Annotated in this window: 12 protein-coding genes; 8 read left to right on the top strand and 4 right to left on the bottom strand. The window is 61.9% G+C overall.

Annotated elements, in window-relative coordinates:
- Positions 1-4 precede the first annotated feature (4 nt).
- Positions 5-796 carry an AraC family transcriptional regulator gene (locus QF039_RS20190; RefSeq protein WP_307520315.1) on the bottom strand — a complete coding sequence of 264 codons (792 nt, stop codon included), beginning with the start codon at positions 794-796 and terminating at the stop codon, positions 5-7.
- Positions 797-929: 133 nt separating this feature from the next.
- Between QF039_RS20190 and QF039_RS20185 the strand changes: the two genes are divergently transcribed.
- Positions 930-1,739, top strand: a complete 810-nt coding sequence (locus tag QF039_RS20185; protein WP_003214618.1) for a UDP-2,3-diacylglucosamine diphosphatase — start codon at positions 930-932, stop codon at positions 1,737-1,739.
- 149 nt (positions 1,740-1,888) lie between these two features.
- On the opposite strand, the gene QF039_RS20180 is transcribed toward QF039_RS20185, so the two are convergent.
- From QF039_RS20180 to phhA, 3 genes are all read right to left on the bottom strand, one after another.
- Complete coding sequence (locus QF039_RS20180) at positions 1,889-3,085, bottom strand: amino acid aminotransferase (protein ID WP_307520313.1); 1,197 nt, start codon at positions 3,083-3,085, stop codon at positions 1,889-1,891.
- A complete protein-coding gene (locus tag QF039_RS20175) occupies positions 3,085-3,441 on the bottom strand; it encodes a 4a-hydroxytetrahydrobiopterin dehydratase (protein WP_003214616.1) in 357 nt (118 codons plus the stop codon). The genes QF039_RS20180 and QF039_RS20175 overlap by 1 nt, the downstream gene beginning before the upstream one ends.
- A 105-nt stretch (positions 3,442-3,546) precedes the next feature.
- A complete protein-coding gene (phhA, locus tag QF039_RS20170) occupies positions 3,547-4,338 on the bottom strand; it encodes a phenylalanine 4-monooxygenase (RefSeq protein ID WP_063028067.1) in 792 nt (263 codons plus the stop codon).
- A 266-nt stretch (positions 4,339-4,604) separates the two neighbouring features.
- Between phhA and QF039_RS20165 the strand changes: the two genes are divergently transcribed.
- From QF039_RS20165 to flgK, 7 genes are all read left to right on the top strand, one after another.
- Positions 4,605-6,170 (top strand): sigma-54-dependent phenylalanine hydroxylase transcriptional regulator PhhR, encoded by a 1,566-nt coding sequence (locus tag QF039_RS20165; protein WP_003214613.1) that lies wholly within the window; start codon positions 4,605-4,607, stop codon positions 6,168-6,170.
- 307 nt (positions 6,171-6,477) lie between these two features.
- Positions 6,478-7,218, top strand: a complete 741-nt coding sequence (locus QF039_RS20160; RefSeq protein ID WP_003214611.1) for a flagellar basal body rod protein FlgF — start codon at positions 6,478-6,480, stop codon at positions 7,216-7,218.
- Between the two features lie 63 nt (positions 7,219-7,281).
- Positions 7,282-8,067 (top strand): flagellar basal-body rod protein FlgG, encoded by a 786-nt coding sequence (gene flgG, locus QF039_RS20155; RefSeq protein WP_003214609.1) that lies wholly within the window; start codon positions 7,282-7,284, stop codon positions 8,065-8,067.
- A 53-nt stretch (positions 8,068-8,120) separates the two neighbouring features.
- Positions 8,121-8,816, top strand: coding sequence for a flagellar basal body L-ring protein FlgH (gene flgH / locus QF039_RS20150; RefSeq protein WP_003214607.1), 696 nt, complete (start codon positions 8,121-8,123; stop codon positions 8,814-8,816).
- Positions 8,817-8,843: 27 nt separating this feature from the next.
- The gene (locus QF039_RS20145; RefSeq protein WP_032899355.1) at positions 8,844-9,932 is read left to right on the top strand and encodes a flagellar basal body P-ring protein FlgI; all 1,089 of its coding nucleotides are present in this window, start codon (positions 8,844-8,846) and stop codon (positions 9,930-9,932) included.
- Between the two features lie 4 nt (positions 9,933-9,936).
- Complete coding sequence (flgJ, locus tag QF039_RS20140; RefSeq protein WP_087692741.1) at positions 9,937-11,199, top strand: flagellar assembly peptidoglycan hydrolase FlgJ; 1,263 nt, start codon at positions 9,937-9,939, stop codon at positions 11,197-11,199.
- A 10-nt stretch (positions 11,200-11,209) separates the two neighbouring features.
- Complete coding sequence (flgK, locus tag QF039_RS20135; RefSeq protein ID WP_102604682.1) at positions 11,210-13,246, top strand: flagellar hook-associated protein FlgK; 2,037 nt, start codon at positions 11,210-11,212, stop codon at positions 13,244-13,246.
- Positions 13,247-13,258 lie beyond the last annotated feature (12 nt).

Genomic DNA, 13,258 nt, shown 5'->3' with positions numbered 1-13,258 from the left:
TCGTTCAGATAGCGCGCGGTGATGCTATCGCAGGCAAGCCAGCTCCCACACCGGGCGGTACTCGTCTGAAGGCTCGGGGCGAGAGGCCAAACTCGCGCAGCATCGCCGCAGCAAATGCACTTTGCGAACCATAGCCCACCCGCGCGGCAATCTCGCCGATCGGCAGCTGGCTGTCGCGCAACAGGCCGCGGGCCATCTGCAAGCGCCGGGTGCGTATGTAGTCCATCGGCGTCTGCCCGCTTTCCGCGATAAACCGTGCATGCAGGCGAGCGACGGACAGGTCGGCGAGCTTCGCCAGGTCCGCCACTTGCAGTGGGTGCGCGGCATGCCGCTGGATATGCGCATCGAACGCGGCATAGGGCAGGCGCTTGCCCACCGGCGGCTGCGCAAGGTTGAGGCTGGCCAGCAGCAACACGGCGCCTTGCTGGGCGATCAGCGGGTCGTCCACCGGGCTGCTTGCCAGCCATTGCACCAGTTGGCTTTGGCGATTGTCGAGGGTCAGGTGTGCGCACCGGTCGAGCAAGCGGCGGCTGGCGTCGGCATGCTCGCCCAGGGACTGCGCCAGCCATTGCTCATCGGGCACGTCCAGCACCAGGCAGCGGCTGCCATCGCGACTGCGGCACGCGTGATGGGCGGAGTAGGGCAGCACCATCACACTGCTGTGCTGCACCTGGCCGCCCCGGCCATCCACCTCGAAGTCCAGGTGCCCGGACAGGCCAAACACCAGCTGTGCATGGTCGTGGCTATGGGCGATAGGCGCATCGGGGTAGTGGCGTAGCGTGAGGTTGGGTCTCATCGCAGTCTCCTGGGCAGGCCCGCAGTTTACATCGCTTCGCCGCCTGTGGGCGCTGTCATCAGACTGACGCAACACTGTCATGGGCTATTAATCCCATGGGCGCAAGCTCGCGAAAACACCGTGAGGCATGCCCATGACCAGCGCCGAACTCGCCAAACCCAGCCGCAAGCAACGCGTGCGTACCCTGTGGATTTCCGACGTGCATTTGGGCACCCGGGATTGCCAGGCCGAACACCTCTCGCATTTCCTCAAGGGCTACCACGCCGACAAGGTCTACCTGGTGGGCGACATCATCGACGGCTGGAAGCTGCGCAGTGGCATGTATTGGCCCCAGGCCCACACCAACGTGATCCGCCGCCTGCTGACCATGAGCAAGCGCGGCACCGAGGTGATCTACGTCACCGGCAACCACGATGAATTCCTGCGGCGTTATTCGAAGCTGATCCTTGGCAATATCCAGTTGGTGGACGAAGCGGTGCACGTGACTGCCGATGGCCGGCATTTGCTGGTGATCCATGGCGACCAGTTCGACGTGATCACCCGGTACCACCGCTGGCTGGCGTTCCTCGGCGATTCGGCCTACGAATTCACCCTCACGCTCAACCGCTGGTTGAACCACTGGCGGGCGCGCTATGGCTACGGCTATTGGTCGTTGTCGGCGTACCTCAAGCACAAGGTCAAGACGGCGGTGAGCTTTATCAGTGATTTTGAAGAAGCGATCGCCCACGAAGTGACCAAGCGCGAGCTGCATGGCGTGGTGTGCGGGCATATCCATCATGCGGAGATTCGCAAGGTGGGCGAGGTGGACTACCTCAATTGCGGGGATTGGGTGGAGTCGTGCACGGCGCTGATCGAGCACTGGGACGGGCATATCGAGCTGTATCGATTGGCGGATGCCCAGGCGAAAGAGGCACAGCTAAAGGCCGAAATGGTCGCGGGCTAAGCCTCAAACCCACAGACTCACAGACTCACTCAGTCTAAATGTGGGAGCGGGCTTGCTCGCGAATGCGGAGTGTCAGTCACCAGATAATTCGACTGACCCACCGCCTTCGCGAGCAAGCCCGCTCCCACATTTGGAGCCGGTTTCTTCAGTCAGGTGTGGGAAACATCTGCGATCGCTTCGGCCAACAACGTCAACCGCGTCGCATCAATCCCCGCCACGTTCGCACGCCCGGAATTGACCATATACACGCTGTGCTTGTCCCGCAGTTGCTTCACCTGGTCCGCACTCAACCCGGTATAGGAAAACATCCCGCGTTGCGCCGCAATATGCGCAAACCGCTCCGACAACCCATGGGGCGCCAACGCCTCCACCAGCCCGGAACGCAGCTGCGCAATCCGCGCCCGCATCGCTTCCACTTCCTCGGCCCACTGCTTTTTCAGCCCGGCGTCACCGAGAATCGTCGCCACCACAGCAGCACCATGGTCCGGCGGCGTCGACCACAAGTTACGCGCAATGAACGCCAGCTGGCTGCGCACATCCGTCAGTTTCTCGGCGTCCGCCGCGCACACAATCAACGCGCCGACACGGTCGCTGTACAAGCCGAAGTTCTTCGAGCAGGAACTGGTGATCAGCACTTCAGGCAGCTCAGCCGCGAACAGCCGCACGGCCCATGCATCCTGTTCCAGGCCATCGCCAAAACCCTGATACGCAAAGTCGATCAGCGGCAGCAACTGACGTTCCTGGACGATCTTCAGCACCTGGCGCCAGTCATCGTGGGACAGGTCGAAACCGGTCGGGTTGTGGCAGCAGGCGTGCAGCAGCACCACATCGCCCTTAGGCACCGTCGACAGGGTGGCCAGCATTGCCGCTACGTCCAGACGATTGTCGCTGCCCACGTACGGGTAATGGCTGACCTTGAGCCCGGCCTTGGCGAAGATGGTTTCGTGGATCGGCCAGGTCGGGTTGCTCAGCCATACGCCACGGCCGGGCAGGCTGTGGGCGATAAAGTCGGCGCTCAGGCGCAGCGCGCCGGTGCCGCCAGGCGTCTGGGTGGCGCCGGCGCGGCGTTCACTCAGCACTGGCGAACCGGCGCCCAGCACCAGCTCGCTGATCAGCGAGCCGAACGCGGCGTTGCCATGGCCGCCGATGTAGGTCTTGGTGGTTTGTTGCTCCACCAGGCGCTGTTCGGCCAGTTTCACCGAGTACGGGATCGGCGTCAGGCCCTGGTCGTCCTTGTACACACCCACGCCGAGGTCGAACTTGTTCGGGTTTGGATCCTGGGCGTACAACTCCATCAGCCCGAGGATCGGGTCTCCGGGCACCCGGCCAATCGCGTCAAAATGCATTACTTGCGGCCCTCGGCATCCTTGGCCACTTCGTCGGTGCGCGCGGCCATGATGAAGTCGTTGCGGTGCAGGCCCTTGATGGAGTGGCTCCACCAGGTCACGGTGACCTTGCCCCATTCGGTGAGCAGGCCCGGGTGGTGGCCTTCAGCTTCGGAGATCACGCCCACGGCGTTGGTGAAGGCCAGTGCGAATTTGAAATTCTTGAACAGGAAGACCTTTTCCAGCTGCATCACGCCATCGCGTACTTCGATGTTCCAGTCGGGGATCTGTTTGATCAGCACCGGCAACTCTTCGTCGCTGACTTGCGGGGCGTCGGCGCGGCAGGCTTCGCAGTGGGCTTGGTTCAAGGTGGTCATGTGGGGATTCCTGAAATCGAGTGTTTGGAAAACGGTCGTCAGTGGCGTCACCCTAAAGCAACGCGGGGCCAGGGAACAGACTCACCTGGCCCTAAAAGCCGCAGTTCAAGCCGCTTTTGGTTTGGGCGGAAACTTCGGTGCGTGCAGACCCAGCTGCATCCCGCGTTCAACCATGCCCATGATGTCTTCCTGCGCCACTTCGAACAGGCGCTTGAGGTTGGGCAGGGCGAAGTACAGCGGTTGCAGGATGTCGATACGGTACGGAGTGCGCATCGCTTCCAGCGGGTCGAAGGCTTGGTGTTCGGGCTCGTCCGAGAGGCAATACACGGTCTCCTTGGGCGAAGACAGAATGCCGCCGCCGTAGATGCGCCGGCCTTCGGGCGTATCCACCAGGCCGAACTCGATGGTCATCCAGTACAGGCGCGCCAGGTACACGCGCTGTTCCTTGGTGGCGGCCAGGCCGAGCTTGCCGTAAGTGTGGGTGAATTCCGCGAACCAGGGGTTGGTCAGCAGTGGGCAGTGGCCGAAGATCTCGTGAAAAATGTCTGGTTCCTGCAGGTAATCCAGCTCTTCACGGGTACGAATAAACGTCGCCACCGGAAACTGCTTATTGGCGAGCAATTCGAAGAAGGTCTGGAAGGGGATCAGCGCCGGCACCCGGGCGACTTGCCAGCCCGTGGTCTCGGCCAGCACTTTGTTGACTTCCGCCAGCTGTGGAATGCGGTCGTGGGGCAGGCCGAGCTTGTCGATGCCGTCCAGGTATTCCTGGCAGGCGCGGCCCTCGATCACTTTCAGTTGGCGCGTGATCAGGGTGTTCCACACCGCGTGTTCTTCGGGCGGGTAGTCGATAAAACCGTTCGCGTCGGGCTCGCGGGCCACGTACTGCGTCTGCTTCATACTGCTCTCCTGCTAGGCATTCGTTCTTGTTATGTCCTGGGATGAGCCTATTGATACGCCGCCTGGGCCAGGAAGCCATCCTCCTGTGCCACGCTTTTGTAGGAAAAGTTACTGGGATTCGTAAAGTTTTCGTTACGGATGAGGCGATTCGTTCTCCCTGTGGCGTATTTTGGGTGTGAATCGCCTCGCAGCTGTCACATAATCTTGACGATTATCTGCGCCCAGCGGCAAAAAGACGCAGCGCCTCCACCTCTTCGGGCCTTCTCATGCGTATCAAAGTGCATTGCCAGAACCGCATCGGCATCCTGCGGGACATCCTCAACCTGCTGGTGGAGTACGGCGTGAACGTCGCCAAGGGCGAGGTCGGTGGCGAGCACGGCAACGCCATCTACCTCTATTGCCCGAACCTGGTGAACCTGCAGTTCCAGGCATTGCGCCCGCAGTTCGAGGCGATTGCCGGGGTATTTGGCGTCAAGCGGGTAGGGCTGATGCCCAGCGAGCGTCGGCATATGGAGCTCAACGCGCTGCTGGGGGCGCTGGAGTTTCCGGTGCTGTCCATCGACATGGGCGGCTCCATCGTCGCGGCCAACCGCGCGGCGGCGCAGTTGCTCGGAGTACGGGTGGATGAGGTGCCGGGCATTCCGTTGTCGCGCTACGCCGAAGATTTCGATTTGCCGGAACTGGTACGGGCCAGCAAATCGCGAATCAACGGCCTGCGGGTCAAGGTCAAGGGCGATGTATTCCTGGCCGATATTGCGCCGCTGCAATCCTCCGAGCATGACGACAGCGAAGCCATGGCCGGCGCCGTACTGACCCTGCACCGCGCCGACCGGGTGGGTGAGCGTATCTACAATGTGCGCAAGCAGGAGCTGCGCGGCTTCGACAGCATTTTCCAAAGCTCCAGGGTCATGGCCGCCGTGGTGCGTGAGGCTCGGCGCATGGCGCCGTTGGATGCGCCTCTATTAATAGAAGGCGAAACCGGCACTGGCAAAGAGTTGCTGGCCCGCGCTTGTCACCTGGCCAGCCCACGCGGCCAGTCGCCGTTGATGGCGCTCAACTGCGCCGGTTTGCCCGAGTCCATGGCCGAGACCGAGTTGTTCGGCTATGGTCCCGGCGCCTTTGAAGGGGCGAGGGCGGAGGGCAAGTTGGGACTGCTGGAGCTGACGGCGGGCGGTACGTTGTTTCTCGACGGCGTCGGCGAAATGAGCGCGCGGTTGCAGGTGAAGTTGCTGCGCTTTCTGCAGGACGGCTGCTTTCGCCGTGTAGGCAGTGATGAAGAGGTGTACCTGGATGTGCGGGTGATCTGCGCGACCCAGGTGGACCTTTCCGAACTGTGCGCCCGGGGCGAATTCCGCCAGGACCTTTACCATCGTCTCAATGTGCTCTCGCTGCATATCCCGCCGCTACGCGAGTGCCTCGACGGTTTGCCGCCGCTGGTGGAGCACTTCCTGGATCAGGCCAGCCGGCAGATCGGCTGCCCGCTGCCCAAGCTCGCACCGGCGGCGATGGAACGCCTCAGCCATTACCACTGGCCGGGGAATGTGCGGCAGTTGGAGAACGTGCTGTTCCAGGCGGTTTCGCTGTGTGAGGGCGGCACCGTCAAGGCCGAGCACATTCGCCTGCCGGACTATGGCGTGCGCCAGCCGCTGGGGGATTTTTCCCTGGAAGGCGGGTTGGAGGAGATCGTCGGGCGCTTTGAAAAGGCGGTGCTGGCGCAGTTGTATGCCGAGCATCCCAGCAGCCGTCTGTTGGGCAAGCGGCTGGGCGTGTCCCACACCACCATCGCCAACAAATTGCGTGACTACGAAGTCGTCAAAGCCGAACGCGGTTAAACCTGTGGGAGCGGGCTTGCTCGCGAATGCGGTGGGTCAGTCGAATTATCCGGTGACTGACACTCCGCATTCGCGAGCAAGCCCGCTCCCACATGGGTTCTTTGTCGGTCTTGATACCTGCACTTGCCGTTAGCGGCATAAGTCCGCCGTTTTTTCGACTCTCTTCCTGCTGACCTCAGCTGCCACCTGCCGGCAAACCCCCGCCCCGCCTGGACTTTTCCTCATTTCAAAAAGTTGGTTCGCAAATTGCTTAAGCCTCATCAGTACAGCGGTGGGCGGCAAGCGTCCGTCAGAAAGAGGAAAGAGCGTGGATAAGTACCTTTACGTGGCAATGACCGGCGCCAGCCAGAATGCACTGGCGCAGAAGGCCCACGCCAACAACTTGGCGAACGTTTCCACCAATGGTTTCCAGCGTGACCTGGAACAGGCGCGCTCGATGCCGGTGTTCGGTGACAGCTTTCCGGCGCGGGCCTTTGCCTTGACCGAGCGCCCAGGCACGGACTTTTCCCCTGGCGCGATGATTGAAACCGGCCGTGACCTCGATGTGGCCGTCAGCGGTGACGGCTGGATGGCCGTGCAAAACCCGGATGGCGGCGAATCCTACGTGCGCAGCGCCAGCATGAACGTCGATGCGCTGGGTGTGCTGCGGGCCGGCAACGGCATGCCGATCATGGGCAACGGCGGCCCGATTGCCGTGCCGCCCCAGCAGCAGATCGAAGTCGGCCAGGACGGCACCATCAGCATCCGCGCCATGGGCGAAGGCCCGCGGGTGATGGCTGAAGTGGACCGGATCAAGCTGGTGCAGCCCGACCTCAAGAACATGACCAAGGGCCTCGACGGCACCATCCACACCAAGGATGGCCAGCCGGCCCAGGCCGATGCCAACGTCAAGCTGACGTCGGGCTTCCTGCAGGCGAGCAATGTGAACGCCGTCGAAGAAATGACGGCAGTCCTGGCCCTGTCCAAGCAGTTCGAATTGCACATCAAGATGATGAACAGCGCCAAAGAAGACGACCAGGCCATGACCCGCGTCCTGGCGATGAGCTGATAGCAGCCACACACTAATTTTTGTAGCGCGGCGCCATAAAACAGGCGCACGAAGGAGAAGAACATGCTTCCGGCTCTATACGTTGCCAAGACAGGCCTGTCCGCCCAGGACACCAACCTGACCACCATTTCCAACAACCTGGCCAACGTGTCGACCACGGGTTTCAAACGTGACCGCGCCGAGTTCCAGGACTTGCTCTATCAGATCAAGAAGCAGCCTGGCGCCCAGTCGACCCAGGACAGCGAATTGCCGTCGGGCCTGCAACTGGGTACCGGTGTGGCAATCGTTGGCACCCAGAAGAACTTCAGCGCCGGTAACCTGCAGCAGACCGGCCAGCCACTCGACCTGGCAGTCAACGGCAAGGGTTTCTTCCAGATCCTGCAGCCGGACGGCACCACCACCTACACCCGTGACGGTACGTTCCACCTGGACTCCAACGGCCAGGTCGTGACCGCCAATGGCTTCGCGCTGGAGCCGGCGATTGTCGTGCCGAACAACGCCCAGACTTTCACCGTCGGCAACGACGGCACCGTGTCGATCACCGTGGCCGGCAACCCGGCGTCCCAGGTGATCGGCAACCTGCAAACCGCCGACTTCATCAACCCGGCCGGCCTGCAGGCGATCGGTAACAACCTGTTCCTGGAAACCGCGTCCAGCGGCGCGCCGCAAATCGGCACCCCGGGCCTCAACGGTTTTGGTACCACCCTGCAAAGCACCCTGGAAACGTCCAACGTCAGCACCGTTGAAGAGATGGTCAACATGATCACCACTCAGCGCGCCTACGAGATGAACTCCAAGGTGATTTCCACCGCCGACCAGATGCTTTCGTTCGTAACGCAGAATCTGTAATCAAGTCTATGGGGCGCCCTTGAAGGCGCCTGCAACACCGTGAGGTATGGGTCATGAATCGCTATGTTTCTGTTCTGGCATTGAGTGGGATTGCTGTGCTCGCGGGCTGTGTCGCCCCGACGCCTAAGCCCAATGACCCGTACTATGCGCCGGTGTTGCCGCGCACGCCGTTGCCGGCGGCCGCCAACAATGGCTCGATCTACCAGGCCGGGTTCGAACAGAACCTGTACAGCGACCGCAAGGCCTTCCGGGTCGGTGACATCATCACCATCACGCTGAACGAGAAGACCCAGGCGAGCAAGAACGCCAACTCGCAGATCGGCAAGACCAGCAAGACCAGCATCGGCCTGACTTCGTTGTTTGGCGGTGTACCGAACACCAACAACCCGCTGGGCAGCGGTGACCTGAGCCTGGACGCCGGCTACAGCGGCGACCGCGCCACCAACGGCAAGAGCGCGGCAGGGCAGGGCAACAGCCTGACCGGCTCGATCACCGTGACCGTGGCCGACGTGCTGCCCAACGGCATCATTGCCGTACGCGGCGAGAAGTGGATGACCCTCAACACCGGTGACGAACTGGTGCGCATTGCGGGCATGGTTCGCGCCGACGATATCTCCACCGACAACACCGTGCCGTCGACACGGATTGCCGATGCACGCATCACCTACTCGGGTACGGGTTCGTTTGCTGACGCCAGTCAGCCGGGCTGGTTTGACCGTTTCTTCCTTAGCCCGCTGTTCCCTTTCTAGGTGATCACTTTGAACTTCAAACAGCTGATGGCTGCGATGTTGCTGCTGGCCTTGAGCGCAGGCGCCCAGGCCGAGCGCTTGAAAGACATCGCGAGCATTTCCGGCGTGCGGTCCAACCAGCTGATCGGCTACGGCCTGGTGGTGGGGCTTAACGGCACCGGTGACCAGACCACCCAGACCCCGTTCACCCTGCAGACCTTCAACAACATGCTTTCGCAGTTTGGCATCAAGGTACCGCCGGGCTCGGGCAACGTGCAGTTGAAGAACGTCGCGGCGGTGTCCATCAGCGCTGACTTGCCGCCGTTCGCCAAGCCGGGGCAGGTGGTCGATATCACCGTCTCGTCCATGGGTAACTCGAAAAGCCTGCGGGGCGGCACCTTGCTGATGACGCCGCTAAAAGGTATCGACGGCAACGTCTACGCGATTGCCCAGGGCAACCTGGTGGTGGGTGGCTTTGATGCCGAAGGCCGCGACGGTTCGAAGATCACCGTCAACGTGCCTTCGGCCGGGCGGATTCCCGGTGGTGCCTCGGTGGAGCGCACCGTGCCCAGCGGCTTTAACCAGGGCAACAGCCTGACCCTGAACCTCAACCGCTCTGACTTCACCACCGCCAAGCGCGTGGTCGACAAGATCAATGAGCTGCTCGGCCCGGGCGTGGCCCAGGCCATCGATGGCGGCTCGGTTCGTGTGACGGCACCGCTGGACCCAAGCCAGCGTGTGGACTACCTGTCTCTGCTGGAAAACCTTGAGGTTGACCCGGGCCAGGCGGTGGCGAAAGTCATCATCAACTCGCGGACCGGCACCATCGTGATCGGCCAGAACGTCAAGGTTTCGCCAGCGGCCGTGACCCACGGCAGCCTGACCGTGACCATCACCGAAGACCCGATCGTCAGCCAGCCTGGCCCGTTGTCCAACGGCCAGACTGCCGTGGTACCCCGTTCGCGGGTGAATGCCCAGCAAGAAGCCAAGCCGATGTTCAAGTTCGGCCCCGGCACCACCCTGGACGAGATTGTCCGTGCGGTGAACCAGGTGGGCGCAGCGCCCGGCGACTTGATGGCGATCCTCGAAGCATTGAAACAGGCCGGCGCCTTGCAAGCCGACCTGATCGTGATCTGACGCCATGGCCATGGACATGCGCAAGAGCGGCCTGACCAGCACGGCGGATTCGGGTTCCTATTCCGACCTCAACCGGCTTAACCAGTTGAAGGTCGGCGACAAGAACAGCGACGGCAACATGCGCAAGGTCGCGCAGGAATTCGAGTCGCTGTTTCTCGGCGAGATGCTCAAGTCCATGCGTTCGGCTACCGAAGCCCTGGGCAAGGACAACCCGCTGAATACCCCGGCGGCCAAGCAGTACCAGGAAATGTACGACCAGCAGTTGGCGGTTTCCCTGTCTCGCGAGGGCGGTGGTATCGGCCTGGCGGACGTGTTGCTGCGCCAGATGCAGAAGAACAAACCGGTGGACGCCCAGGCGGCCACCTTGCAAGGCCCGGCTGCGCCCGCGAAGAAGGTGGATGTACCGACTGAAATTGCCGCCGGTACCAAGGCCGATGGCCCGCTGGGCCGCAGCAATGGTCAGCGGCCATTGTGGGCGTACCGCGTGGCGGTGCCTGAAGGCACCAACTCCCACGCCAACGACATGGCGCTGATGAATCAGCGACGCATCTCGTTGCCGAGCAAGCTGACGGATCGCCTGCTGGCCGGCATCGTGCCGGGTGCCGAGGCTACCACTGCCGCCAAGGCCGCGCCGCTGCGCAACAGCGCTGCCGATGATGGCGTGGTCAACAGCACCGCCCGCAGCCTTGCCGCCATACCGCCTCGCGGGCAGATGCAGGTTTACGGCCGCGCCGTCGCCCAGCCACCGCTGGCACCGGCGAAGAAAGCCTTCAGCTCGCAGGATGAATTTGTCGCCACCATGTTGCCGATGGCCAAGCAGGCCGCCGCGCGGATTGGCGTCGACCCACGCTACCTGGTGGCCCAGGCCGCCCTGGAAACCGGTTGGGGTAAATCGGTGATGCGTGCCGAGGATGGCACCAGCAGCCACAACCTGTTCGGCATCAAGGCCGGCCAGAGTTGGCAGGGCGAACAGGCCCGGGCGATCACCAGCGAGTTTCGCAATGGCGCGATGGTCAAGGAGACGGCGCAGTTCCGTTCCTACAATTCCTACCAGGACAGCTTCCATGACCTGGTGACGTTGCTGCAAAGCAATGATCGCTATAAAGAAGTTGTGAAATCAGCCGACAACCCGGAACAGTTTGTGCGCGAGTTGCAAAAAGCCGGTTATGCAACCGACCCGGATTACGCCAGCAAGATTTCGCAGATCGCAAAAACGATGAACAGCTACCAGAACTACGCTGCCGCGGGCGCTTCCACTCATTTATAAGGTCTGAATCATGAGTTTGCTCAATATCGGGATGTCGGGGCTCAATGCCGCCCAGGGATCGTTGTCGGTCTTAAGTAACAACATCGCCAACGTCAACACCCCGGGATACTCGCGTCAACAGAGCGCTCAGACCGCGAATGCGTCGAACGCCTACGGCGGCGTATTTATCGGCACCGGTACGACCCTGGCGGACGTGCGTCGGGTGTACAACCAGTTTCTCACCACGGCTTACCAGAACAGCACGGCACTCGACAGCGATGCCAACGCCTACCTGGACCAGGCCAGTGCCATCGACAAGACCTTGTCGGATTCCAACACCGGCATGTCTTCGGTGCTCAGTGCCTTTTTCGCGGCGGCGCAGACGGCTTCTGCCACCCCGGGCGACGTGTCCGCGCGCCAATTGCTGCTGACCAGCGCCCAGACCCTGAGCAACCGCTTCAACTCCATTTCCGGCCAGTTGAACCAGCAGAAACAAACGATCAACAGTCAGTTGAGCACCATGACGGATCAGGTCAACAAGCTGACGTCCTCGATCGCCTCGCTCAACAAGCAGATTGCCCAGGCCCAGGGGACTTCCAGCAGTGCGCCGGCCAACCTGCTGGACTCGCGTGACGAAGCGGTGCGCTCGCTCAACGAGCTGATCGGCGTTACGGCCACGGAAAAAAACGGACAGTTCAGTATTACGACCGGTACGGGGCAGTCGCTGGTGGAAGGCGGGATATCCAATAATATCTCTGCGGTACCGAGTAGCACCGACAATAGCCAGTACACCATCCAGCTCTCGATGGGCGACTCGTCCATTGACCTTGGCAATGTAGTCACCGGCGGCAGTATCGGTGGCTTGCTGCGCTATCGCAGTGACGTGCTGATGCCGGCCATCAATGATCTGGGGCGCATCGCGATTGCCACGGCAGACACGATCAACAACCAGTTGGGCCAGGGCCTGGACCTCAACGGCGAATTCGGTTCGTCGCTGTTCACCGATATCAACAGCGCGGCGGCGATTTCCCAGCGCAGCCAAGGGGCCGCCGGCAACAGCGCGGGGTCTGGCAACCTGAATGTCACGATCAAGGACAGCAGCCAGCTGACGACCTACGACTACAAAGTCACGTTTACCAGCGGTAACCAGTACAACGTCGTCCGCTCCGACGGCAAGGCCATGGGTTCGTTCGACACCACCACCACGCCGCCGCCGGTGATTGATGGCTTTACCCTGGCACTGGACGGCAAAGGGCCCATGGCTGCCGGTGACAGCTTCAAGGTCAGCCCCACGGCCAACGGGGCCACGGGCATCGGTGTCGACCTGAAGGACGTCAACAAGCTCGCCTTCGCGGGCCCCTTGGCGGGGAACGCAAGCAAGACCAACACCGGCACCGGTACGTTCACACCGCCTCAGCTGACTGTGCCGCTGGATATTCATGGCGGCGCTGATACCGCCCAGTTGCGCGCCGGCATCGAAAACTCCATGCCGGTAAAAATGCTCTTTGGCAAGCCGGCCGCCGACGGCACCCAGTCGTATACGGTGAGCGACGCGCAAGGCAATCCGATCGGCAGTGGCACCATCATCCCGGGCCAGGGCAACAAGATCAGCATCAACGTACCGATGCGCGATGCCTCCGGTGCGTTGATCCCGGGCAAAAGCTTCAACTTCGACACCACGGTCGGCGGCTCGCCTGCCAATGGTGACAGCACGACTTTCTCGTTCAACGCTTCGGGCACCTCCGACAACCGCAACGCCCAGCAATTGCTGGACTTGCAGACCAAAGCCACCGTGGGCGCCAGCGACGGCAGCCCGGGTGTGAGCCTGGTCAGCGCCAACGCCCGACTCGTGTCGCAGGTGGGCTCCAAAGCCAGCCAGGCCGCTACCGATTCCACCGCGACGGGTGCGCTGTTGGCAGCGAACAAGGCGGCCAGCAACTCGGTGTCCCAGGTCAACCTGGATGAAGAGGCGGGTGACATGATCAAGTTCCAGCAGTACTACACCGCGTCGTCGCAGATCATCAAGGCTGCGCAAGAAACTTTCAGCACACTGATTAATGCCCTTTAAAGGAGTCTGGGA

The organism is Pseudomonas sp. W2I6 (assembly GCF_030815935.1).
Lineage (GTDB): Bacteria > Pseudomonadota > Gammaproteobacteria > Pseudomonadales > Pseudomonadaceae > Aquipseudomonas.
Note: the sequence above shows the minus strand (reverse complement) of the source record. Positions and strands in the feature narration are given on the sequence as shown.

Excerpts from the sequence above, each read along its gene's own strand:
- QF039_RS20190 (WP_307520315.1), bottom strand. The coding sequence starts at position 796 with ATGAGACCCAACCTCACGCTACGCCACTACCCCGATGCGCCTATCGCC.
- QF039_RS20185 (WP_003214618.1), top strand. The coding sequence starts at position 930 with ATGACCAGCGCCGAACTCGCCAAACCCAGCCGCAAGCAACGCGTGCGT.
- QF039_RS20180 (WP_307520313.1), bottom strand. The coding sequence starts at position 3,085 with ATGCATTTTGACGCGATTGGCCGGGTGCCCGGAGACCCGATCCTCGGG.
- QF039_RS20175 (WP_003214616.1), bottom strand. The coding sequence starts at position 3,441 with ATGACCACCTTGAACCAAGCCCACTGCGAAGCCTGCCGCGCCGACGCC.
- phhA (WP_063028067.1), bottom strand. The coding sequence starts at position 4,338 with ATGAAGCAGACGCAGTACGTGGCCCGCGAGCCCGACGCGAACGGTTTT.
- QF039_RS20165 (WP_003214613.1), top strand. The coding sequence starts at position 4,605 with ATGCGTATCAAAGTGCATTGCCAGAACCGCATCGGCATCCTGCGGGAC.
- flgG (WP_003214609.1), top strand. The coding sequence starts at position 7,282 with ATGCTTCCGGCTCTATACGTTGCCAAGACAGGCCTGTCCGCCCAGGAC.
- flgH (WP_003214607.1), top strand. The coding sequence starts at position 8,121 with ATGAATCGCTATGTTTCTGTTCTGGCATTGAGTGGGATTGCTGTGCTC.
- QF039_RS20145 (WP_032899355.1), top strand. The coding sequence starts at position 8,844 with ATGGCTGCGATGTTGCTGCTGGCCTTGAGCGCAGGCGCCCAGGCCGAG.
- flgJ (WP_087692741.1), top strand. The coding sequence starts at position 9,937 with ATGGCCATGGACATGCGCAAGAGCGGCCTGACCAGCACGGCGGATTCG.
- flgK (WP_102604682.1), top strand. The coding sequence starts at position 11,210 with ATGAGTTTGCTCAATATCGGGATGTCGGGGCTCAATGCCGCCCAGGGA.